Source organism: Parageobacillus caldoxylosilyticus NBRC 107762 (assembly GCF_000632715.1).
GTDB classification, from domain to species: Bacteria; Bacillota; Bacilli; order Bacillales; family Anoxybacillaceae; genus Saccharococcus; species Saccharococcus caldoxylosilyticus.
The window spans coordinates 71,561-94,293 of record NZ_BAWO01000029.1 but is presented as its reverse complement, the minus strand read 5'-3'; the positions used below and the strand labels follow the sequence as shown (position 1 = coordinate 94,293).

Here is a 22,733-nt window from a genome sequence, read left to right as displayed (position 1 = left end):
CAGATTAATGAAGTCAAGTATTAATTTAGTTTATTATAATGGAGCGGGTGATGGGAATCGAACCCACGACATCAGCTTGGAAGGCTGAGGTTTTACCACTAAACTACACCCGCATATTTTTATTAAACAAGTCGGGAAGACAGGATTCGAACCTGCGACCCCATGGTCCCAAACCATGTGCTCTACCAAGCTGAGCTACTTCCCGCTATGGCGCGCTCGAGAGGATTCGAACCCCTAACCTTCTGATCCGTAGTCAGATGCTCTATCCAATTGAGCTACGAGCGCGCGATATTAAGACAACAAATTTTACTATAACACAATAAATTGTTGAATGCAAATGTTTTTTGTTATGCGGTCGAGAGGACTTGAACCTCCACGGGGTTGCCCCCACTAGGCCCTCAACCTAGCGCGTCTGCCATTCCGCCACGACCGCATATTCAACTGGTGCGGGTGGAGGGACTTGAACCCCCACGCCGTGAGGCGCCAGATCCTAAGTCTGGTGCGTCTGCCAATTCCGCCACACCCGCAAGGTGGTGAGCCATGGAGGACTCGAACCTCCGACCCTCTGATTAAAAGTCAGATGCTCTACCTACTGAGCTAATGGCTCATGGCTGGGCCAGCTGGATTCGAACCAGCGCATCACGGAGTCAAAGTCCGTTGCCTTACCGCTTGGCTATGGCCCAATGATTCATGTAATGGCGGTCCCGACGGGACTCGAACCCGCGATCTCCTGCGTGACAGGCAGGCGTGTTAACCACTACACTACGGGACCATCATGAAGGTTGGGGTTTCACAACCCCAACACATCTTATAAAAGTGACCCGTACGGGATTCGAACCCGTGTTACCGCCGTGAAAGGGCGGTGTCTTAACCACTTGACCAACGGGCCACGATATATATCAAAGTGGCGGAGAAGGCGGGATTTGAACCCGCGCGCCGTAAAGACACGACCTAACGGTTTAGCAAACCGTCCCCTTCAGCCACTTGGGTACTTCTCCAAAGGCTCCGCAAGTAGGATTCGAACCTACGACCTACCGGTTAACAGCCGGTTGCTCTACCGCTGAGCTATTGCGGAATAATGAATCCTAACAACAGACAGCTTTTCGGTATGCTTGCTGCCTCTTCCTCTGCTAGCCGTCTCCAAGAAGCTAGATGCGTCGAGGCAACTCGGAGTGGATTCATTGATGTATTCCTCGTCGCTGAGCTATTGCGGAATAATTAATTTTTAAATGATCTGTTGTGTGCAACCGACATTCTTTATTATATTTAGGTAACTTAGCGTTGTCAATATGTTTTTTGCAACCCGTCGTTTGGCGACGGCTTTTATAATTTAGCATAATAAATAATCCATGTCAATAACTTTTTATCATTTTTTTGCTTCTCGTTATCAACCAATTTGAAAAATTTTACTTTGCTTCACCGCTATCATCTGATGTTAGCCTTCCCCCACATTTCCCGCAAACATACCGATTCGTATTGACCCGTTTTTTTCTTTCATAAGTCAAACCGCACCAGGAACAAACGTACACGTGTATCTTTTTTGCTTTTTTTCGTGTTTGTTGCGGAAGCGGGCGGCAATAACGCGGGGCCTGAACTTGCCGCAATAAATCGCGGAAATCTTTATCGCGATGACGGTAACCTTTCCCCTCTAAATGAAGATGGTAATGGCACAATTCATGTTTAATAATGGCGATCAGTTCTTCTTCGCCAAATGATTCGTAATACTTTTTATTTATCTCAATGTTATGGGTTTGTACGATGTAACGTCCTCCTGTTGTTCGCAGCCGTGGGTTGAACGTCGCCATATGTTTGAACGGTTTTTGAAAAAATTGCAAAGATACCCTTTCGACAAGTTTTTGTAAATCACTTTGTTCCATTGCTCTTTACTCCTCACTTTTCTGGCACAGGACAGACTGGCAGTACATACATTATATACTAACCTTTTCATTATAGGAGGTTGGACACGATGCCAACTTGGCTAAAAAATCAAATGAGACGAGCCTACTATGAAAAAAATCGTTATCAAATCAAACTGTTAAACCAATGCTGGTTTTTTTATCAGAGAAAACACTGCTCATGAAGGCAGTGTTTTCTCTAGCTCCGCTGGCGCAATCATTGATAAAGAGATTCTTTCTTTATTCACATCTACATGATCCACCCAAACTTTTACGACATCGCCGACCGATACAACATCAAGCGGATGTCGTACGTATTGCTTGCTTAATTTAGAAATATGCACAAGCCCGTCCTGCTTGACGCCGATATCGACAAACGCGCCGAAGTCAACGACATTCCGTACGGTGCCTTCTAGTTCCATCCCCGCTTTTAAATCTTCCATTTTTAAAACGTCCTTGCGCAATAACGGCTTTGGCAGTTCATCACGGGGATCGCGTTCCGGGCGGATTAAGGCGTCGATAATATCTTGTAACGTTAATTCGCCGATACCAAGCTTCGCGGCCGTATCGGAAATATTCAGCGATTGCAGCGCCTCGCGAAGTTCTTTGCTTCCGATATGCGCTGTGGAAAAGCCTAAATTTTGCAATAGCTTTTTCACTTCTTCGTATCGCTCTGGATGGATCGGCGTCCGGTCGAGCGGTTCATCTCCGTCAATAATACGCAAAAAGCCAATACATTGCTCATATGTTTTCGCACCGAGCCGCGGTATCGATTTTAATTCTTCGCGGCTTCTAAATTTTCCTTGTTCTTCCCGTCGCTTTACAATATTTTCCGACACCGTCTTTGTAAGCCCCGATACATATTGCAATAAGGAAACAGATGCGGTATTGACATTGACACCGACTTGGTTCACGACCGTTTCTACGACAAAGCGCAGCGATTCGGCTAATTTCTTTTGCGAAACATCATGCTGATATTGGCCGACACCGACGGACTTTGGATCGATTTTTACCAATTCTGCCAATGGGTCTTGTACGCGCCGGGCGATCGAAACGGCGCTCCGCTCTTCAACTTGCAAATCTGGGAATTCCTGGCGTGCGAGATCAGAGGCAGAATATACGCTGGCACCCGCTTCATTGACAATTAAGTAAAAGATTTCCCTATCCACCTGCTTCAGCGTATCGGCGACGAACTGTTCCGTTTCCCGTGATGCTGTTCCATTCCCAATCGCAATCATTTCTACATGATATTCTGCGATTAGACGAATTAACTTTTCCCTTGCTTCGTCTACCCGTTGCTGCGGTGGATGTGGATAGATGACATCAATTTTCAATAGTTTGCCTGTTTCATCAACAACAGCAAGCTTACATCCCGTTCGGTAGGCCGGGTCAATGCCAAGCACGATTTTTCCTTTCAATGGCGGCTGCAGCAAAAGCTTCCGCAAGTTTTCAGAAAAAATGTGAATCGCCCGCTCTTCCGCTTTTTCCGTTAGCCCATTGCGGATGTCGCGTTCAATGGCCGGCTCGATAAGCCGTTTATAGCCATCTTCTATTGCTTCAGATAAAAGCGGAGCGGCAGGAGATTGCGGATTTGTGATCACGTTTTTTTGTAAATACGCCATAATCTCTTCTACTGGTGCCTTTATGGTGACACGCAGCACCTCTTCCTTTTCGCCGCGGTTTAACGCTAACACACGGTGCGGCACAATCTTATGTACAGGCTCTTCGTATTCGTAATACATTTCATATACTTTCTTCTCATCCTTTTCCGGCGCTTTGGCCGTTGATACAATGACTCCCTTTTTCCACGTTTGCTGGCGAATCCATTGGCGGAATTGCGCATCATCAGACACTTTTTCAGCAATGATATCTTTTGCTCCTTGGAGCGCTTCTTCCACCGTAAACACTTCTTTTTCCGGGTTGATAAATTCCTGTGCTTTTTCTTCCGGTCTCGGTTCCGCTGGACATGTCCATAGCCATTCAGCAAGCGGTTCGAGCCCTTTTTCTTTGGCGACCGTAGCTTTCGTGCGTCTTTTTTGCCGATAAGGGCGATACAAATCTTCGACTTGCTGCAGTTTCGTGGCGCTCATAATCGCGTTTTTCAACTCATCCGTCAATTTCCCTTGCTCATCGATAAGACGAAGAACTTCTTCTTTACGTTGTTCTAGGCTTTGCAAGTAGCTCCATTTCTCTAAAATATCACGAATCTGCACTTCATCTAGCGCGCCTGTCATCTCTTTGCGATAGCGGGCGATAAACGGTACTGTGTTCCCCTCCTCGGAAAGGGTAATGACATTGCTCACTTGATTGGCAGACAACTGCAACTCATTGGCGATCAAGCCGATCAACGCTTCTCTATTGAACAAATCGATTATCCCTCCAATGGCGAAAATAAAAATAGCTACAAAGATGCAGCTATTTCCGATCAACCATACTATAAATAGTTGGACAGATCGTTTCTCCCCGCGACCTGTCCTTTTTTATGCACAGCAAAACAAACTATCTGCCACTTTGTTTATACATTGCAGAGGCGATAGATGGCTCAGTACGCTGCAAACACAGAATAAGCCCTTTTTCGAAATCGAAACAGGAGAATGATAGGACAAAGCACTGCAAACGGAATCTTCGCACGACTAAAGTCGGCAGGTTCTTTTGTACCAAAGAGCTTCTTCCGTGCTTCGCATGGACACTGACTCTTGTTCCACAAGACTTTCATGAGCAAACACTTGGGGCGATGTTTCCCACCCTGTGCACCGGATTCAAGATGCCCACTTCAAACTAGGCTTCGTATGTTTTCGAAGTGGGAAAACTCTTGCCGGTTTATGTTAAAAATCGATAAGTCCTAAACTGATCTGCAGCGCTTCATCCACTTTATCCATCATTTCATCATCTAAATGGGTGATTTTATCCGTGAGCCGCTGTTTATCAATTGTCCGAATTTGTTCTAGCAAAATGACGGAATCCCGCTCAAACCCGTAGCGTTTTGCATCAATTTCAACGTGCGTTGGCAGCTTCGCTTTTTGAATTTGCGCTGTAATCGCCGCTACGATCACCGTTGGGCTAAAGCGATTGCCAATGTCATTTTGGATGACCAATACGGGGCGGACACCGCCCTGCTCTGAGCCAACTACCGGGGAAAGGTCCGCAAAATAAACGTCGCCACGTTTAACAATCAAAGCATTACCCCCCGCTAACTAAACGTTCAACGGTGTGGTCGGCTTCATATTCTGCAAGAAACGCTTCTGAAGCGATCGATAAATTGATTTTTGCCATTTCCATGTAGCCTCGTCTCATCGCTTCGCGGATTTGCCGTTTCTTCCGCTCACGAATATACATTTTCGTCGCTTGGTAAATCAGTTCATTCCGATTGCCGTTTTCTTGTTTCACCAGCACATCTAATTCTGTTACTAATGATTGAGGCAAACGAACGACGATTTCCGTTGTTGCGCTAGACTCCGACACAAATATACACCTCCACGAACTGCAGCCATTCATTGCTTCCATTTCATCATACCACTAAATAAAGGCGCTGCAAAGTCATTTCTGCGTTTTCTGCGTATTATCTTCTGAAAAGTTTATACATAATCATTGCCATTCAAAACAACATTTCTCACTTCCATTATACTCTTATTTCTGAAAAAAATACGGGGAACGCGATAACTTACTGTACAAGGAACCTCATAGTTAATCGTTCCAAGATATTGGGCCACGTCATCAACGGAAATATATTCGTCGCCCTGCCGCCCAATTAAAGTCACTTTCGTTCCGACCGGCATTGGTTCAGGCAGACGGATCATGAGTTGATCCATGCAGATTCTCCCGACAATCGGCGCTTTTTTTCCGTTCACCAGCACATGGAAATTTTGCAGTTTGCGCAACCAGCCGTCTGCATAGCCGATTGGCACAGTGCCTATCCATTGTTCCGTCTCCGCCGTATAGGTTGCACCGTAGCTCACTTTTTCTCCTGGTTGTAGCTTTTTAACGTGAACAAGGCGGCTATGCAAGGAGAAAGCTTCTTTTAGCTCGTATGGCAAGTATGGCTTTATAGCTGGCGAAGGCGACAATCCATACATTGAAATGCCAAAGCGCACCATATTAAATACTTTATCCGGAAACCGCAAAGCCGTCGCGCTGTTCCCGCAATGGATCATCGGTGGTTTATACGGAAGCCACTCTAACATTTGCAGAAAACGACGATACTGAAAGGAAAAATAATCGGTATTGATTTCATCGGCTGTGGCGAAATGAGTATAAACGCCTTCCAGCGAAAAATACGGATGGCCGTCGATTAATTCAACAATGCGTTTTGTCTCCGCTTCCTCTCTGACTCCTAACCGTCCCATTCCCGTATCCATTTTTAAATGGAACCGCACTCGTTCCGTTCCCTTGTATAAATCGGCCGCTTGCTCGACCCAGTCCGGTTGAAACACCGTAAGTGAGATTTTGTGCTTGGCGGCAAGATGGACATCGCTAGGACGAGAAGCGCCTAATACGAGAATCGGAGCAGTGATTCCTTTTTCTCGCAATGCAAGCGCTTCATCTAAAAAAGCTACGGCCAAATAGGAAGCGCCGGCCTCCAGCGCTGTCTTCGCCACTTGCGCATCGCCGTGGCCGTATGCATTCGCCTTTACCACTGCCATAATGCAAGTTTCATCCGGCAAAAGCTTCTTAAGTTGAGAAACATTGTAATAAATCGCGTCTAAATCAATTTCAGCCCACGTATCACGGTAAAATGAATTCATCATTTCTCGCTGTCCTTCCTTGTCTAGCAGATCTCAGAGTTATTTTTTGAATGTAAACGCTCTAATTTGCGCTATCCTTTTTTAGTTTACCACTTTCTAAACAAGGAAGGAATATATCATTGTCTTAAGAGTCTGCCTTTTCCTAAAAAAAACAGGCTCGGCAAGCCGCGAGCCTGTTGCCTAGCAAATCAATTATTTAATCGCCTTTCCTTGCACGGAGCGGGCTACCATGACCATTTCCTCCGGTGTTAAATCATCGGAAGCAATCGTAAAGTCGACACCTTTATACGACCATGTCAATGTTTTGTCCGTCAGCGTACCAATCGCAAAACCTAAATCGACCGGCTCGCCATTGACCAGCATCGGTGTGCTTGTTGCCGGTAAAACTTTTGCTTTTTCCTGAACTAATGTAAATGTTTTTTCGCCGCCGAACGTCATAATCACTCGTTTTCCGTTTTCACTGGCAACTTCCTTCTCATCGATTTGCTTTACTCCTTCCGGCAGCTGCACCGGATACATGACTTCCATCGCTTTGTCTTTCGCTTCTGCCATCGTCGGCACTTCTAAACGCGCTCCCGTCATATTTTTCGATGTGTCAAATGCATCATCATCAAACTTTTTATTAAATTCGACCTTGGAGAATTGCACGGTTAACAAAGCTTTTCGGTCGGTATCCATCACTTTGACCGATACCGGTGATAAATCCTTTTTGTTTAACGTAATTTCTTGCGTCGGCACGACATTGCTGTTTGGATAGTTTGTTTTCGTTTCAAATACGTAATGATTTTTTGTCGCTTTAAACTTCGCCTTCGAATCGCTCAAAATGTCTTTGACCAATGACTCATACAAATAGGCCTGACTGCTGTTTTTCGGCCAATCACTTTGGAACCGGAAGCTTTTATTAAGCGCCGGCGTAAACACAAAGACCCCTTCATCATTGCGCAAAATCATCTGACTTTGCTCTTTGTCCGCATTTTTTAAGCTGACACGGTAATAGGCAGGATGTTTATACCAGATTTCGACGTTATATACTTGCGGTTTTGAACCTGTTTGAAATGTCATTTTTGCTTCTGCCTGGTAGCTTGTGATCTCATCCATTTTTTCATCGAGCGCTTTGATGACATCTTCCTGTGATTTTGACCCACAGCCAGCTAAAGCAATAAGCAATATGATGCCAACCAATACACTGAGCACCTTTCTCCTCATTCATTTCAACCCCTTTGCCTCATATCGATTTCCCTTTTCGCATTACAATATATGAGACAACTTCGGGGAATATGCAGACTAGCTATGACAAGCGCTCAATAATTACTTGAGCGATTGCATAATCACGGCTATGAGAAATGGAAAGATGGATGCGGCAGTCATTCGCATCTGAAACGACGATTGGCTTTCCATGCAGGTCGTTCATAATTTGAATATCGTGGAATGACAGATGTTTTCCAATTCCTGTGCCGACGGCTTTTGCGTACGCTTCTTTCGCCGCAAACCGCCCCGCTAAAAATTCCACTTTGCGTTTTGGCGATAATTGTGCAAACACATTTTTTTCGTCCCTCGTTAAAATGCGGTCAATCAATTTTTCATTTTTTTCCATCAACTGTCTAACCCGCTCTAATTCCACAATATCAATGCCAACTCCGATAATCATTGTCCTTCTATCCTTTCTACTTCTTACATACCATTTTAATAAGCCGATTCATCTTTCACTTATTCGTTTTGCCCGCCAAAGCGGAAGCTTTCCTAGCCATTTTTTGATAAACAAAGATGAAGGAGAGAATGACATGTTTGTGCGCAGGGAAAACGCCCGTGTTTTTTTTCGCCTTTATCCCGTTGTTTCTATCCTTGTGATCCTTCATGTAGTCATATGGTTTATGTTTTTTTTGCGTCTTTCGAGTGCGGAACCATTATGGGAACGAATGATTGGATTTAATGCCGCCATACGCGAAGGGGAGTATTGGCGGCTTGTAAGCCCTCTTGTTTTTCATGTGCGGTTTGAACATATGATGATCAATTCCATTTCTCTTCTTTTATTCGGCCCTGCATTAGAGCAAATGTTAGGGAAAAGCAAGTTTTTGCTTCTTTATATAGGGAGCGGAGTCGGCGCCAACATCGCCTCCTTTTTCCTTCTGCCGGCTATGTACAGTCACGTTGGAGCGTCTGGCGCTATTTTTGGCCTGTTCGGCATGTATGGCTATTTAATCGTATTCCGCCGCGATATAATCGACCATCAGCATGCCCGCCTTCTTCTCGCCGTTATCTGTATTAGTTTATTTATCGCATTTACCACTCCTGATCTGAATATGGTCGCCCACCTATTTGGTTTTTTAACAGGAGGGATTATTGCTCCTTTTATCTCGTCTCGCCTGCGCCCGCATCGGCCTTTTCTTCTTCATCGCTAACCATCATCGCCGCTTTCTCGACAATGAAAGCGGGATCTGATGAATTAGCGGATGAAAATGACGCCGTCAACCCATTCGATTTCTAAAAAAGGGCGCAAACGTCATCGTTTGCGACAGGGAACACTGCTGCAAATGAACGCTCATGGCGACATAGCCAAGCAGGACGATCGCCATAAAAATTTCTTTTCCCCAATGGATATATTCATTCTGTTTGCTGCCCGGCTGTTGTTCGCGCATATACATTTTACCATAGCAAAAAACGGCGCCTGTTGCACCGTTTTTAACGGGCAACGCGCCGTTTTTTGGCACGCTCACGGAATGGGCCTTCCGCGCGGTTTCCCCGCTTTTTCTCCCGTTTAACCGGAAGCGGCGGCTCTTCCGTTAACCGCACCGGCGTCGTATCCGGTTCTTTTGTCAACATTTTAATACATGCGGCTACCAGCGAAACCGAATCATGTTCCTCTAATAGCTCTTCAGCAGCTCGTTTATAGAAAGACAAGTTTTCGCTTTCTACCACATTCACCAATTTTTCCACCGCGATACGCTGCTGCCCTTCCAGCGCTTCGTCCAATGTTGGCGGTTTCATACGCTCCATTTTCCGCTTTGTCGTCCGTTCAATGTTATGAAGCTGTCCGATTTCCCTTGGTGTCACAAACGTCATCGCGACGCCTGTTTTCCCTGCGCGGCCGGTGCGGCCAATGCGGTGAACGTAGCTTTCCGGATCTTGAGGGATATCAAAATTGTACACATGCGTCACGCCGGAAATATCCAGCCCGCGCGCCGCTACATCCGTGGCGACCAAAATCTCGATCGCACCTTCTTTAAATTTGCGCAACACAGAGAGACGTTTCGCCTGGCTTAAATCGCCGTGAATCCCTTCCGCCGCATAGCCGCGCAAATTTAGCGCTTCCGCCAATTCATCGACACGCCGCTTTGTCCGCCCGAACACAATCGCCAGCTCGGGGGCCTGAATATCCAATAAACGCGTCAAAATATCGAATTTCTTTTTTTCTTGCACTTCGAGGTAATATTGTTGAATATTCGGAACGGTCATTTCTTTTGCTTTTACTTTTACGAGCTGCGGATCATTCATAAACCGCTCGGCAATGCGGCGGATCGGTTCCGGCATGGTCGCTGAAAACAATAACGTTTGCCGCTGTTTCGGAACATTGCTTAAAATCGCCTCAATATCGTCAATAAATCCCATATTCAGCATTTCATCCGCTTCATCGAGCACCACTGTATGCACCTGCTCTAACCGCAACGTCTTGCGGTTGATATGGTCGATAATTCGCCCCGGTGTCCCGACAATAATGTGCGGATGTTTTTTCAACGCGCGAATTTGCCGTTCAATATCCTGCCCGCCGTAAATCGGCAATACGCGCACGCGCTTGACGGCACCAATTTTATAAAGCTCTTCTGATACTTGAATCGCCAGCTCACGCGTTGGGGCCACGACCAATCCTTGCACTGCTTCCTTTTTCACATCTACTTTTTCAATAAGCGGAATGCCAAACGCCGCCGTTTTCCCGGTACCGGTTTGTGCTTGTCCAATTACATCTTTATTTTGCAAGCTTAGCGGAATCGTCTTTGCTTGAATCGGGGTCGTTTCTTCAAACCCCATGCGGCTGATCGCCTTCATTAATTCATTGCTTAATCCTAACTCTTGAAATGTCGTCAATGTTATTCAAACTCCTTTAATCATCCTTACTGATCAATATAAAATCAAATAAAAATGTTTTGACAGTTATCATACCATTTTCATCTGTCATTTTCAATCATTACCATTTTCCCATAAAAACTTTTCGACTTCGGTAAACAACAGGTGCCGGTCTGCGCTATGGCAGACGTGATGATAAGACTCGGGCAAGAATAATAGTTTCTTTTTGGATGAACCAATTCTTTGATATAAATAATGGGCGCTTTTTAGCGGAACAATCCCGTCTTTTTCTCCCTGCACAATCAACACCGGGACATGAACGTAGGGAAGACGCGGCCGTACTTCATTCACTAGTTTGCGAAACTCTAATACCGCAGCAAGTGGCGTGGATCGCATCTTATTTTTATAACGGATAAACAGCGGATGTTCGCCAATGCGCCGCCACCCATTGCGAAACATATCACGAATGTCTTTCCATAATTGGCGCGGATTTACATAATAAAATGCCGCGCTTAACAGCACTAACTTGTCAATGCGGTATTTTTCCGCTAAATAGACGGCGATCACTCCGCCCATCGAAAAACCGATGACATATACCGTTTCACACTCGTCCATTAACGCTTGCAGCTCCCGTTCCGCCGCTTGAAACCATTGATCATACGTAATTCCTTTCAGCTGCAGCTCTTCTCCGTGGCCGGGAAGAGTGGGGGTTTTGATCATCCAATCCGTCCGCTTTCGCAAATACTCTGCCAGTGGGGCAACTTCATCAGGGCTTCCCGTAAATCCATGGATACATAGACAGCCGATCATGATTATCACCGTTTCCTAAAAATCAAAAGCGGCGATCGACAACGCCGCTTTTATTTTTCACCGTTGTTTTCATTTTACACGATGATACCGTTATTGCAAATCGCGAAGCAACTCTTCCAATTTCATCCCACGGGAAGCCTTTAACAAAATCACATCACCCGCAGACACGATGGCAAGCAAATCGTTCACCAATGCTTTTTTCTCATCGTATGCGCTCACCCGCCCATCCGGGAAAAACGGAGCAGCGGTTAGCGCAATATGACGCGCCAGCGGTCCATAGGTAAAAACATAATCGATCATTTCCGGACGAAGCATCGCGCCTATTTCGCGATGAAATGCTACTTCTTGGTCACCGAGCTCCAACATATCGCCTAACACCGCAATTTTTTTCTTATATCCTGTCAATTCCCCGAGCAGTTGCAAAGCCGCCGTCATAGAAGTAGGGCTGGCATTGTATGCATCGTTAATGATCGTAAAACCCCGTTTCGTTTCGATCAGCTCCATGCGCATGCGGGTGACCTCTAAATGGGCAAGCGCTTCTTGAATGCTCTCCCAACTGACACCAAAAAAGCGGGCAACCGCAATGGCAGCCAATGCGTTGTAAACATGATGCTTCCCTAAAATCGGAATAAACAACGTTCGGTTTGGAAGCTGGTTGATCGTAAATGTCGTCCCCTTCGCTTCCATCCGCACCGCATTCGGATAATAATCGTTTTTCGTTGTTTGGCCAAACGTTTTGACGTGTTCCGGCAGCGGCAAATTTGACACGCGGCTTGTCAATAACGGCTCATCGCCATGATAAACAAACAGACCGTTTTTGCGCAAACCAGACAAAATTTCCAGTTTTGCTTGTGCAATTCCTGCACGCGAACCTAATTCTTGCAAATGGGATTCCCCAATGTTCGTAATAATCGCCGCATCCGGCTCAGCGATGTTGGACAAAAGTTCAATTTCACCGAAATTGCTCATTCCCATTTCGACGACCGCCATTTCCGTATCTTCTGCTAAACGAAGGAGCGTCAATGGCACGCCAATATGGTTGTTTAAATTCCCTTCTGTTTTTTGCACCTTATAAGAAGTGGCCAATAGCGCCGCTGTCATATCTTTTGTCGTTGTTTTGCCGTTGCTTCCTGTAATGCCGATCACTTTTACGGCCAGCTGCCTGCGGTACCTGTGGGCCAGGCGCTGCAGCGCGCGCAGCGTATCATCAACAACAATCACCGGGGCGTTCTCTGGCGGATTTCCTTCCGTTTCCGACCAAAGCACCGCACTGGCGCCTTTTGCAAACGCCTCTTGCACAAACGCATGCCCGTTAAACTTAGCTCCTTTGAGCGGGACGTATAAATTGCCCTGCTGAATCGTCCGTGTGTCGGTCGAGACGCCGCTGATCGTAACATCCGCAAATTCGTCAGCCACCAAGCGGCCATCCGCCATCGCTTGTATCTCCTTTAACGTGCGAGTGATCATCTTTCTCCACCTTCTCTATTTCTCAAACGTGTACGTGATCGTTTGCTTTTCTTCATGCCGCTCGATCGCTAGCTGAATGAGGCGCTCGATTAATTCTGGATACGAAACGCCGCTATGTTTCCATAGCAATGGGAACATGCTGTATGGCGTAAACCCAGGCATCGTATTAATTTCGTTAATATACACCGTGCCATCTTCCGCCAAGAAAAAGTCGGCGCGCACAAGCCCGGAAAGATCAAGCGCCTTAAAGGCCGTAATCGCCATCTGCTTGATCGTTTCATACTGTTCTTCCGTCACTTGCGCCGGAATGATGAGTTCCGTATTGCCATCTTCATATTTTGCCTGATAATCATAAAATTCTTTTTTCGGAATAATTTCTCCTACGACCGAACAAATTGGTTCATCATTACCGATTACGCCAATTTCGATTTCACGGCCGACAATCGCTTCTTCCACAATAATTTTTCGGTCATACTTAAACGCTTCGATAAAAGCGGTCTTCAAATCGGCGCGCTGTTTGCATTTCGTAATGCCAACGCTTGACCCTGCGTTTGCCGGCTTGACAAAACAAGGGTAGCCGAGTTTTCGCTCAACCTGGTCGTATGCGGCTTCTTCATCTTTACTCCAATCCCGCTTCGTAAACGCTACGTATTTCGCCTGGCGCAGCCCGGCCTGGGCAAATAAGTTTTTCATCACCACTTTATCCATGCCGACCGCTGAGGCAAGCACGCCGTTTCCGACATATGGAATATTCAAAATCTCGAGCAAGCCTTGCACGGTGCCGTCTTCTCCATTTGGGCCGTGCAATAATGGAAAAATCACATCAATAGCCGTTTCCGATTCCTTATTGTCATCCATTTCAGAAGGATGCTGATTTTTATCATCCGCTAATACCGGCACTTGGTTTAACGCTACCGGTATCATTGCTTTCGCATCCGACTGGAACTGCAGCTGCTTGACTTCCGTAATCGTTCCGGTCAGCCGCTCCCCTTTGATCCATTGTCCTTCGGTGGTGATATAAATTGGAATCACATCAAATTTATTTTTATCCATAGCGTTCATGACCGCCATCGCTGTTGATAGCGAAACGTTATGCTCCGGCGATTTGCCGCCGTATAAAATCCCGACTCTCGTTTTCATGTAGGTTCCTCCTCTTTGCTTCCCATCGTTCCTATTTTAACACTTTTCGCGCGCAATCGTATGGTATTTTTATATGAGCAATGCAGGTTGTTTCGTCACTTCAAAAACAGCAAAAACACCATCTAACCGATTCGTTAGATGGTGAAATCGCTATTTCCGGAGAGCGCGATACGATCCTTGGCACATCACCGCCACCATCTCTTCTAATGCATCTTGGGCCGTTTTTTCGATCTCTGCAAAATATTCGTGCACCCGGCGGTAAAAGCGGTTTTTTTCGATTTCATCTGTAAGCACATGAAAAACTTTTTGTTCGTAATGGCGAAGCCCAGACAAATTATAAACTAACCCGCGTTTTTCAAGATACTGTAAATTAATTTGTTCCTGGCCAGGCAAATAATCGACTGTAAAAATCGGCAATTGCTTATGCAATACCTCGCTTACCGTAACGCCGCCCGGTTTCGTGATCACCGCATCAACCTCGTTATATAAACGGTTCATCTCCTGCGGGCTCGATATGTAGGAGAAAGGCCGAATATGCGGATGTTCCCAGCTTGCGATTTCATCATAAAGCTTTTTGTTTGCCCCGCATAATACCGAATAACGAAACAAATGAGAATTCCTTGCTTTTTTGAGAAAATCGATGATATTTCCTAATCCCTGGTTGCCGCCTGCCAATAGCAAATGAAACGAACGTCTTTTCCTTCTTGCCTCTGAATGTTTCGCCATAAACACTTCATGGACGGGAATCCCTGTTACGATAATCCGTCTTTCCTCAATATGATACTTCGTCATCAGCTCCCGTTTTGCGTCGGCATGCGGAACAAAGTGGTAATCAATATTTCGCTTCCCCCACACGCTATTAATAAAAAAATCTGTATAAACGTTGATCACTGGTGTGCGAATCACTTTCTTCCGCTTAAGCCGCTGCAAAATGCGCGATGGAAAGGAGTGCGTGCAAATAATAAGCTCTGGCTTCTCTCTTTCCAGCATTTTCCTCATCTTGCTTTCAAAATAAGGAAGCCACGGCTCGAAAGAAACGAATTCCAATCGATGAACATCATGGTACATGAACGTCTTATAAACACGATGGTACGAAGCAGGATGAGAGCGAATCCAGCGCAAATACATTTCCGATACCATTTTCTCCATTAATTCATTACAATAGCTTAAAAAATCGATTTTTTTGCAAAATACATACGGAAACTGCCTTTGCAGAAAATCGATCAACGTATCGGCTACTTTATGATGTCCTGTATTCATCTGGAACAGCGGTAATACAAGAATTTTCATCATCGTTAGCTCCCTTAGTTTTCCAAAGATTTTTTGCGCAGTCGCTGCCCAATCCATGTTGCAAATAGAAACAATACGAACAATGTCAACCCAATCAGAGGAAAATAAAACAGCGGAATTTGCATATGCCGTCCGAGCAACATTCCGGCAAGCATAACGGGAACAATCCACACCGTTGCGCCAAGCGAAGCAAGCAATAAAAACGAACGAAACGGGAAGTGAATAACCCCTGCCATATACGGAGAAATTTGCCGAACTCCCGGAATGTAATAGCCGAATAAAATACCCCATTTTCCATAGCGATGAAACAGCTGTTTTGTCCGCTCCCACTTTTCTTCTTTAATCCCTAAATACTTTCCGTACTTTTGAATAAATGGCGCTCCAAAAAAGCGCCCGATGCCGTAAGCGGTGATCATCCCGACCACTACGCCGCACCAGCTGGCGATCATACAATATTCCCATAAAAGCTGTTGCCTGGCAATTATGATGCCAAGAAAAAACAATAAACTCTCTTCCGGCGCCGGAATGCCGACAATGCCGAAAAACAAAAACACGAAAATAATGACATATCCGTATGATTCCACATACGAAAAGAGAATACTCGTATCCATAGATCCCCCCATTATATTGACGAGATTTGTTTATTAGTTTGCACGTTCATAACATCTGTAATCGTCACCCAGCGCATTTTTTTCGCCGCTTCTTCCTTTAGCAACAGCTCCAGCGCCGCAAGCATTTGTTCCGGCGCCCGTTTGTCAGCGCCAAGCGCATCACCGTTGTCATGCAGAACAATAATGGCTCCACCCTTCATACTATTTCGAAGGCGGCGGAACAATTCCATCGTGCCAAGCTTTGCATTCCAGTCACCAAGAATGTAAGTCCACAGCACCGTAATATATTTCTTTTGCACAAGCGGGGTAAATAAATTAAAATGCCCCCAAGGCGGACGGTAATAGATGGGCCGCTTTCCAATAATCTCTTCAATAATATCTGCTGATTTCTGCAATCCTTTTTCCAAAAAAGGCGGAAGTATCAGCCAATTGCTGATATGCCGGTAATTGTGCATTCCGATTTCATGACCTTCCTCATGCATCCGTCTGACAATATCAGGATATTGTTTTGCTTTGTTTCCAACCACGAAAAATGTCGCTTTCACTTGATGTTTTTTTAATAAATCCAATAATTTTGGTGTATAATACGGGTCAGGACCGTCATCGAACGTCAAAGCAATGTTATTCTCGGACGCTCCTTCGCGATAAATACGAAACTTTTTTTTGCGAATAACAATCGTTGGAACGATGCCATATAATAGTATCCCGCCAATAAGACACGCCAAAATCATCCACAGCATCGTTTTCACCTCTTTATTTGTACTTTACCAATATTTCTTATCTTTGAAAATAGAAAAAAACAAACCGATTTGAATCTATCACCATATCAAAACAATATTTACAGATTAATTATCATATAACACGTTGATAAAAATTAAAACAGAAAATGATGAAAATTTGATGAAACATGAGAACCTGATTCTTTAGCATACGTAAACAACGCCGATCGGTTTTCGCGTTTTCACACATGAAACGGAAAGTATCTGCTATAATACAATACGATACATGGAAAAAAGCTAATAAACCATTGCATCATGCTGAAAAAGACAGGTGATCAACGTTGAGCAAAAAAATTATTCTTACCGGCGGCGGCACAGCCGGACATGTCATGGTGAACGTCGCGCTGATTCCGAAATTAAAAGAACAAGGCTGGAACATTGCCTATATCGGTTCCCACCAGGGCATTGAACGGGAAATTATCGCAAAAATGGACGACGTGCCTTACTTTCCGATTTCGACTGGAAAGTTGCGCCGCTATTTCGATTGGAACAACTTTAAAGACCCGTTTAAAGTGCTGAAAGGCACTTGGCAAGCGTACCGCATCATCAAAAAAGAAAAGCCGGATATCATCTTTTCCAAAGGCGGATTTGTGTCCGTCCCTGTCATCATCGGCGCGTGGTTAAGCGGGGTGCCATCCATCATTCACGAATCGGATATTACCCCAGGACTGGCCAATAAAATCGCGATGCCGTTTGCAACCAAAATTTGCGTCACATTCCCGGAAACGATGCGCCACGTCAAGGAAGAAAAAGGCGTTTACATTGGGGCGGTCGTTCGTGAGGAATTAAAGCGTGGGGACGCCGACAAAGGACGAAAGCTTTGCCAGTTTGAAAAAGGAAAGCCGGTTCTTCTCGCCATGGGCGGAAGTCTAGGCTCGAAACGGATTAATGACGCGCTGCGCGCCAATTTGCAAACGCTTCTTTCCGATTTTCAAATCGTGCATATTTGCGGAAAAGGAAATGTCGACGCCAAATTGGCGAATGAAAAAGGCTATAAGCAGTTTGAATATGTTCATGAAGATCTTCCTCATCTGCTGGCGATGGCTGACATCGTCTTATCGCGCGCCGGCGCCAACTCGATTTTCGAGTTCCTCGCCTTGCGCAAGCCGATGCTGCTCATTCCTCTATCCAAAGAAGCGAGCCGCGGCGACCAAATTTTAAACGCCCGCTCTTTTGAAAAATCAGGTTACGCCGAAGTGTTGATGGAAGAAGACTTAACGAACGAATCACTGCAAAGCGCCATTTATCATCTTTACCAAAACAAAGACCGCTACCAGCAAAACATGGAGCGGTCCGACGCAGGAGATGCGTTAGAAAAGTTGTTGACGCTGATTGAAGGGACACGGGAAATGAAATGAAGCTTGAATATTTTGAAAAACAGTTATAATTTCGTTGGAAGACATGTTGAATTTTGAAGGAGAAACAGGACCATACGTGCAATATACACACGCAAGAGCCTGCTCGATTTTACGTAACGCTCCATCGCCTGTAACGGATCATATCCAAGGGCTAACAGACGAAGGGAGCTGGGAGATCGTCAAACTCCTTGCCGCGTTCCCAAACATCATTCAAAATGCTTACGAATATCTCGATCCTTCTCTTATTGCTAAATATCTCATCGATGTGTCCCAAGCCTTTAACAGCTATTACGCTCATACAAAGGTCCTTACCGAAGACGAGCAATTACACTCACGGCTTGCCTTAGTGTACGCGACAACGGTTGTATTAAAAGAAGGGTTGCGGCTGTTAGGAATTCACGCTCCTGAAGAAATGTAACACAAAAATAGTGCTGTCTCTCAACTAATGGACACGGTATCCTGCCGATACCGTGTCTTATTTAGTCTAGCTACACGTTTCTTCCATCCTTTAAACTCCTCTTGTCGTATTCATAATGCTTTTCTCCTTTCAAGCGATTCGTAGCTATCTTGCCAACGGAGAATTCGGCGTCCTGCCAGTTCCAGGAGATAATCGGTCAATTTTCCAAGCATCGCAAACAACAGAATGCTGGCAATGATGATCGCCGGACGCCCCGTCGTTTGACCATCAGTCAGAAGAAAGCCCAACCCTTTGCTTGCACCCATAATCTCCGCAGCTACGACAAACATCCATCCTAGTCCGAGACCGCTTCTTAGTCCGACAAAGAAGGAAGGAAGGGCCGATGGAAGAAAAAAATGGCGGATCAATCTCCACCCTTGATAACCGTGCACCCATCCCACTTCCAGCAGACGGCGATCCACTCCTTGAATGCCGGACACCAAATTTAGATAAACCGGGAAAAAGACACCCAAAGCAATTAATGATATTTTTGAAGCCTCACTGATTCCCATCCATAAAATAAACAACGGCACCCAGGCCAAGGAAGGGATATTGCGCAGCGCTTGGATGAGAGGGTCTAACAAATACCGGATCGTACGAAAATATCCGTTCAGTACCCCAAACAATAAAGCGATAGCCGTACCAAGCAGAAATCCCATGCTTACCCGGTATAATGTAATTCCGATATGTTCTAGGAGCTCTCCTTCACGAAACAAATCCACGATGGTGGAAACGATCTTCAAAGGGGAAGGCATGATATTGGTGGCAATCAAGCCGCTAACCGAGAAGATATGCCACAAGATCACAATAGATACTGGAATGATGAGCCCCATTCCTGTGACAACGAAGTTTTTGTTCCATTGACGCAACCGCAATCCCCCCTTAATTCGTGTCGATGTGTTCTATATACTGCGGATCGATTAAATCGTCGATCGTTTTCTTTATATCCACGGATTTGTCAATGACGCCGCTTTTCAATAGGACTTCACCTGCCGCTTCAATTGCCTGCTTATGGATTTCGCCGATTACCGGATTCGTGAAATCTGTACGGCTGAGCACTTTGGCTGCGACTTCTTCGCTCTGTTTGCTTTCCGCAGCCACAATTTTTACGAATTCATTCGGGTTTTCCAACGCCCATTTTCTAGCCTTTTCATAAGCTTTCAGTACTTTTTCCACAATCTCGGGATGGTCTTTCGCGAAAGCTTCCCTGACATTCAGGAATCCGTAGGTATTCCAATCCACGTTACGGAAAAACAGCTTGGAGTGCTTCTCTATCTCCGTCTGTGCCATATACGGATCGAGTCCCGCCCATGCGTCCACATCTCCTTTTTCCAGGGCAGTTTTGCCGTCAGGGTGTTGCAGCTGGACGATTTCCACGTTTTTTTCGCTCAATCCCGCAGCATCCAACGCCCGTAGCAAAAAGATGTAAGGATCCGTTCCACGTGTGACGGCGATTTTTTTCCCCTTCAAATCTTTTACCTTTTCTATAGGGGAACCAGCACTTGCAACCAATGCTGTCCATTCCGGTTTAGAATAAATATAAATCGATTTTATCGGGTTTCCGTTCGCCTTTCCGAGCAGAGCAGCGGAGCCTGCTGTCGAACCAAAATCAATGCTCTTGCTGTTCAAAAGCTCCAGCGCTTTATTGCTTCCAGCGCTGAAAACCCATTCGACTTCGATGCCGTCCTTCTGCAGTTCATCCTCCAACCATTTCTTTTCTTTCAATACTAGACTGACTGGATTGTAGTAAGCGTAATCGAGTTTTACTGTTTTCACTTCCGACGCTGTTGAAGCTGAACGGCTGCAGCTGCTGAGAACCCCAATTGCGGCAATAATCAGAAAAATGAAGGCGACTTTATACGTTTTTGAAATCATCGCGAAGATCCCTCTTTCATTCGGTAATGATATAAATATGAAACTCTTGAGAATGATTATTTAGGAGGAGACCGCCGATACAGATGCGGGAGCTCCCCGCTCCATGAGGTGATCGAGAATCAGTTTTTCGTAGTATGCGAAGTCGCTGTTTCTTTCCCTCGGTCGCGGTAGAGGTACCGGTATATCGATTGCAATCGCGCCGTTTTGGATGAGAACGATGCGATCTGCTAATGCGACTGCCTCGCTGACGTCGTGTGTTACCAGAATAGCTGAAAATTGCTGTTCCCACCAAATCTGTTCGATCAGCTCCTGCATTTCGATACGTGTCAGCGCATCTAGTGCGCTGAGCGGCTCATCCAACAGCAGGAGACGTGGGGAGCCTGCCAGCGCTCTCGCCAGAGCAATGCGCTGACGCTGTCCTCCGGATAACACGCTAGGCCATTCTTTGGCTTTATGTTCCAGTCCCACCAGTCGCAGAGCTTCTTCCGCTCTAGCTTTGTCTCCATTTCTTGCACCAATTTGTACATTGTCAATGACTCTTTTCCACGGAAGCAATCTGGCATCTTGGAACAAGATCCTAGTATCCGGATGAATTCCATTGACTCTCTCGCCGTCTAGAAGAACTTCCCCTTCTGTCGGAACATCAAGTCCGGCGAGCAGACGCAACAACGTGCTTTTGCCACAGCCGCTGCGTCCGACGATGGCGATAAATTCGCCCGGTTTGATTTCTAAATCCAAGCGTTTCAGCACTTCGACGTTACCAAAACGTTTTCCAACACCTTTTACCTGCAAATGGGAACCTATAGACTTTATACCCAATACTCATTCCTCCCCAATTCTGATTATGCTATTTTGTAGAATATGGTGGATGGTCTGATCAGAAAAAATCAACGAGTGTTCCAAGCCGACGCTACACTTCTTTTAATCAGCTGCTTATTACCATGAGAATGAGATACCACGGAGCACTTTGTTTGAAACGGCCTAAGGGAGTCCCTCAGGCCTGAATTCAACCGTACTCTTTCATATGCGTTAAGTTTTAATCTCCACCTTCATACCACAGCTCAAGGGGCAAACCAACAAGGGATTTCCCTATCCATTCACGGGCAATATTGTTGGAAGGTCCCATGGCAATACCGGCACGGGCATCTCTAAACAACCGTTCAAATATTCCCCGCTTATATCCGTACCCCCCTGTGACATCCAGTGCGGCCTTCGTCGCTTTATTGGCGACTTCCGATGCATGAATTTTGAATTCGACAAGCGGTAAAAATAGCTCCACTTGCGGTTTGCCCTGCGCTTGCAACTCGTCCAACTGTTTGGCCAATGTATATTGCCACGGTTTGAGGCTGTCAATCAAAACCTTTACTTCGGCTAACTGTTGGCGGATCACTTGGTAATCCGCAAGACGTTTGTTGAAATCGCGATGAATCATCCCTTTGACATATGAGACTGCCGCTTCCAAGGCTGCCTCCGCAACTCCAAGCCAAGTAGAGCCAAGTCCGATCAAATAAATGGGAGAAACGCCGCTCTCTAGTATTTCTCTTCCCTGGCCTTCTTTCCCAAGTTTGTCTTTTTGATGAACGCGGACACCTTCGTAGGTAATCGGACCGCTGTGATTTCCCCGAACTCCTAGAGCTTCCCATACTCCGGGCTTAATTCCTGGCAACTTCCCGTCTACGATGAAAAAACTGATATCTGTTGGTGACTGTGCTCCCGGCGAACGGGTCTGAACGACATAAAAATCTGCTTGTCCCGCGCTGGTAGTAAATGATTTTTCGGCATTGAGAATGTAATATTTTCCATCTCGGGAGGCTTGGCTCAAATTGAACCACCAGTGGCCTCCCGTCGCTTTTTCACTCGTGGAATAGGTGCCGATGAGTCCTTGGCGGATCGGCTTCAACCAGCGCTCCTTTTGATCGTCGTTTCCGTACAGCAAAATAGTTTGGGCAGCACCTATATGCATGACGTAAACAAGTGATGTCGAAGGGCAACCTTTGGCGATTTCTTCCGCAGCAATGGCAAAAGCGACATGATCTAGGCCCCGTCCACCCCACTGTTCGGGAATCAATACGCCATTCCACCCTGTTTCGGCAAGCACTTGAAGATTTTGTTTGGGGAAAATGCCGTCCCGGTCGATGATGTCGGCATTCGGTTTAATGACTTTCTCCACAATGGCGCGGATTTCTTCCCGCAGCGTTTCATAATGCGGTTGTACGATCGAGCTATTCACTGTTACGCTCATATTCACAA

General features: G+C 45.7%; 21 protein-coding genes, 11 tRNA genes and 2 pseudogenes. 4 read left to right on the top strand and 30 right to left on the bottom strand.

The features are described from left to right. Positions 1–39: 39 nt before the first annotated feature. The 12 genes from GCA01S_RS09270 to GCA01S_RS09215 all read right to left on the bottom strand — a co-directional run bounded on the left by GCA01S_RS09270 (position 40) and on the right by GCA01S_RS09215 (position 1,877). A tRNA-Gly gene (locus tag GCA01S_RS09270) sits at positions 40–113 on the bottom strand. Positions 114–131: 18 nt separating this feature from the next. Then, positions 132–205: transfer RNA gene (locus tag GCA01S_RS09265), tRNA-Pro, on the bottom strand. A 3-nt stretch (positions 206–208) separates the two neighbouring features. After that, positions 209–285: transfer RNA gene (locus GCA01S_RS09260), tRNA-Arg, on the bottom strand. Positions 286–350: 65 nt separating this feature from the next. Continuing rightward, positions 351–433 (bottom strand) — tRNA-Leu (locus GCA01S_RS09255). Between the two features lie 9 nt (positions 434–442). Then, positions 443–527: transfer RNA gene (locus tag GCA01S_RS09250), tRNA-Leu, on the bottom strand. Between the two features lie 4 nt (positions 528–531). After that, a tRNA-Lys gene (locus GCA01S_RS09245) sits at positions 532–607 on the bottom strand. 1 nt (position 608) lies between these two features. Continuing rightward, a tRNA-Gln gene (locus GCA01S_RS09240) sits at positions 609–683 on the bottom strand. A 13-nt stretch (positions 684–696) separates the two neighbouring features. Beyond that, a tRNA-Asp gene (locus tag GCA01S_RS09235) sits at positions 697–772 on the bottom strand. 45 nt (positions 773–817) lie between these two features. Then, positions 818–889, bottom strand: a tRNA-Glu gene (locus GCA01S_RS09230). A gap of 16 nt (positions 890–905) precedes the next feature. Then, positions 906–998, bottom strand: a tRNA-Ser gene (locus GCA01S_RS09225). A gap of 5 nt (positions 999–1,003) precedes the next feature. Continuing rightward, a tRNA-Asn gene (locus GCA01S_RS09220) sits at positions 1,004–1,075 on the bottom strand. 331 nt (positions 1,076–1,406) lie between these two features. Continuing rightward, complete coding sequence (locus tag GCA01S_RS09215; protein ID WP_017435865.1) at positions 1,407–1,877, bottom strand: SprT family protein; 471 nt, start codon at positions 1,875–1,877, stop codon at positions 1,407–1,409. Between the two features lie 89 nt (positions 1,878–1,966). Between GCA01S_RS09215 and cmpA the strand changes: the two genes are divergently transcribed. Continuing rightward, positions 1,967–2,080, top strand: coding sequence for a cortex morphogenetic protein CmpA (gene cmpA, locus GCA01S_RS20105; protein WP_017435866.1), 114 nt, complete (start codon positions 1,967–1,969; stop codon positions 2,078–2,080). On the opposite strand, the gene GCA01S_RS09210 is transcribed toward cmpA, so the two are convergent. The 6 genes from GCA01S_RS09210 to acpS form a co-directional block, all read right to left on the bottom strand. Continuing rightward, positions 2,075–4,261 (bottom strand): Tex family protein, encoded by a 2,187-nt coding sequence (locus tag GCA01S_RS09210; RefSeq protein WP_042409286.1) that lies wholly within the window; start codon positions 4,259–4,261, stop codon positions 2,075–2,077. The two genes, cmpA and GCA01S_RS09210, sit on opposite strands and share 6 nt — an antisense overlap. Positions 4,262–4,720: 459 nt before the next feature. Next, positions 4,721–5,071, bottom strand: a complete 351-nt coding sequence (ndoA, locus tag GCA01S_RS09205; RefSeq protein ID WP_003253417.1) for a type II toxin-antitoxin system endoribonuclease NdoA — start codon at positions 5,069–5,071, stop codon at positions 4,721–4,723. Positions 5,072–5,075: 4 nt separating this feature from the next. After that, positions 5,076–5,357, bottom strand: a complete 282-nt coding sequence (locus tag GCA01S_RS09200) for a CopG family ribbon-helix-helix protein (RefSeq protein ID WP_017435868.1) — start codon at positions 5,355–5,357, stop codon at positions 5,076–5,078. A gap of 113 nt (positions 5,358–5,470) precedes the next feature. After that, complete coding sequence (gene alr, locus GCA01S_RS09195; protein ID WP_042409283.1) at positions 5,471–6,637, bottom strand: alanine racemase; 1,167 nt, start codon at positions 6,635–6,637, stop codon at positions 5,471–5,473. A 192-nt stretch (positions 6,638–6,829) separates the two neighbouring features. Continuing rightward, entirely contained in the window at positions 6,830–7,843 is a 1,014-nt protein-coding gene (locus GCA01S_RS09190; protein ID WP_042409268.1) for a LolA family protein, read from the bottom strand. An 82-nt stretch (positions 7,844–7,925) separates the two neighbouring features. After that, positions 7,926–8,285: a holo-ACP synthase gene (gene acpS, locus GCA01S_RS09185; protein WP_017435871.1), complete on the bottom strand. Its 360-nt coding sequence runs from the start codon at positions 8,283–8,285 to the stop codon at positions 7,926–7,928. Positions 8,286–8,418: 133 nt separating this feature from the next. On the opposite strand from acpS, the gene GCA01S_RS09180 reads away from it, so the two are divergent. Then, a complete protein-coding gene (locus GCA01S_RS09180; protein WP_042409266.1) occupies positions 8,419–9,036 on the top strand; it encodes a rhomboid family intramembrane serine protease in 618 nt (205 codons plus the stop codon). Between the two features lie 66 nt (positions 9,037–9,102). On the opposite strand, the gene GCA01S_RS09175 is transcribed toward GCA01S_RS09180, so the two are convergent. From GCA01S_RS09175 to GCA01S_RS09140, 8 genes and pseudogenes are all read right to left on the bottom strand, one after another. After that, positions 9,103–9,351 carry a hypothetical protein gene (locus GCA01S_RS09175; protein WP_042409264.1) on the bottom strand — a complete coding sequence of 83 codons (249 nt, stop codon included), beginning with the start codon at positions 9,349–9,351 and terminating at the stop codon, positions 9,103–9,105. Between the two features lie 25 nt (positions 9,352–9,376). After that, positions 9,377–10,678 (bottom strand): annotated as a pseudogene (locus GCA01S_RS09170) (DEAD/DEAH box helicase); the annotation flags it as partial. A 132-nt stretch (positions 10,679–10,810) separates the two neighbouring features. After that, complete coding sequence (locus tag GCA01S_RS09165; RefSeq protein WP_042409261.1) at positions 10,811–11,506, bottom strand: alpha/beta hydrolase; 696 nt, start codon at positions 11,504–11,506, stop codon at positions 10,811–10,813. A gap of 90 nt (positions 11,507–11,596) precedes the next feature. Next, the gene (locus tag GCA01S_RS09160) at positions 11,597–12,973 is read right to left on the bottom strand and encodes a UDP-N-acetylmuramoyl-tripeptide--D-alanyl-D-alanine ligase (protein WP_042409259.1); all 1,377 of its coding nucleotides are present in this window, start codon (positions 12,971–12,973) and stop codon (positions 11,597–11,599) included. A gap of 15 nt (positions 12,974–12,988) precedes the next feature. Further along, complete coding sequence (locus tag GCA01S_RS09155) at positions 12,989–14,113, bottom strand: D-alanine--D-alanine ligase (RefSeq protein WP_017435876.1); 1,125 nt, start codon at positions 14,111–14,113, stop codon at positions 12,989–12,991. Between the two features lie 150 nt (positions 14,114–14,263). Then, positions 14,264–15,406, bottom strand: coding sequence for an MGDG synthase family glycosyltransferase (locus GCA01S_RS09150; RefSeq protein ID WP_042409256.1), 1,143 nt, complete (start codon positions 15,404–15,406; stop codon positions 14,264–14,266). An 11-nt stretch (positions 15,407–15,417) separates the two neighbouring features. Next, complete coding sequence (locus GCA01S_RS09145; RefSeq protein WP_042409254.1) at positions 15,418–16,014, bottom strand: DedA family protein; 597 nt, start codon at positions 16,012–16,014, stop codon at positions 15,418–15,420. An 11-nt stretch (positions 16,015–16,025) separates the two neighbouring features. Beyond that, on the bottom strand, positions 16,026–16,754 hold the full coding sequence (locus tag GCA01S_RS09140; RefSeq protein ID WP_017435879.1) for a polysaccharide deacetylase family protein: 729 nt from the start codon (positions 16,752–16,754) through the stop codon (positions 16,026–16,028). Between the two features lie 320 nt (positions 16,755–17,074). Here GCA01S_RS09140 and GCA01S_RS09135 point away from each other — a divergent pair, with 320 nt between their 5' ends. Both GCA01S_RS09135 and GCA01S_RS09130 read left to right on the top strand, forming a co-directional pair. Beyond that, on the top strand, positions 17,075–18,151 hold the full coding sequence (locus GCA01S_RS09135) for an undecaprenyldiphospho-muramoylpentapeptide beta-N-acetylglucosaminyltransferase (RefSeq protein ID WP_017435880.1): 1,077 nt from the start codon (positions 17,075–17,077) through the stop codon (positions 18,149–18,151). A 31-nt stretch (positions 18,152–18,182) separates the two neighbouring features. Continuing rightward, positions 18,183–18,569, top strand: a pseudogene (locus tag GCA01S_RS09130) (DALR anticodon-binding domain-containing protein); the annotation flags it as partial. A gap of 110 nt (positions 18,570–18,679) precedes the next feature. Here GCA01S_RS09130 and GCA01S_RS09125 read toward each other — a convergent pair. The 4 genes from GCA01S_RS09125 to GCA01S_RS09110 all read right to left on the bottom strand — a co-directional run bounded on the left by GCA01S_RS09125 (position 18,680) and on the right by GCA01S_RS09110 (position 22,725). Then, a complete protein-coding gene (locus tag GCA01S_RS09125; protein WP_042409250.1) occupies positions 18,680–19,477 on the bottom strand; it encodes an ABC transporter permease in 798 nt (265 codons plus the stop codon). A gap of 13 nt (positions 19,478–19,490) precedes the next feature. Continuing rightward, on the bottom strand, positions 19,491–20,483 hold the full coding sequence (locus GCA01S_RS09120) for an aliphatic sulfonate ABC transporter substrate-binding protein (RefSeq protein ID WP_042409249.1): 993 nt from the start codon (positions 20,481–20,483) through the stop codon (positions 19,491–19,493). Positions 20,484–20,543: 60 nt separating this feature from the next. Further along, positions 20,544–21,302, bottom strand: coding sequence for an ABC transporter ATP-binding protein (locus GCA01S_RS09115; protein WP_017435884.1), 759 nt, complete (start codon positions 21,300–21,302; stop codon positions 20,544–20,546). A 217-nt stretch (positions 21,303–21,519) separates the two neighbouring features. Continuing rightward, positions 21,520–22,725 carry an acyl-CoA dehydrogenase family protein gene (locus GCA01S_RS09110; protein ID WP_042409245.1) on the bottom strand — a complete coding sequence of 402 codons (1,206 nt, stop codon included), beginning with the start codon at positions 22,723–22,725 and terminating at the stop codon, positions 21,520–21,522. Positions 22,726–22,733 lie beyond the last annotated feature (8 nt).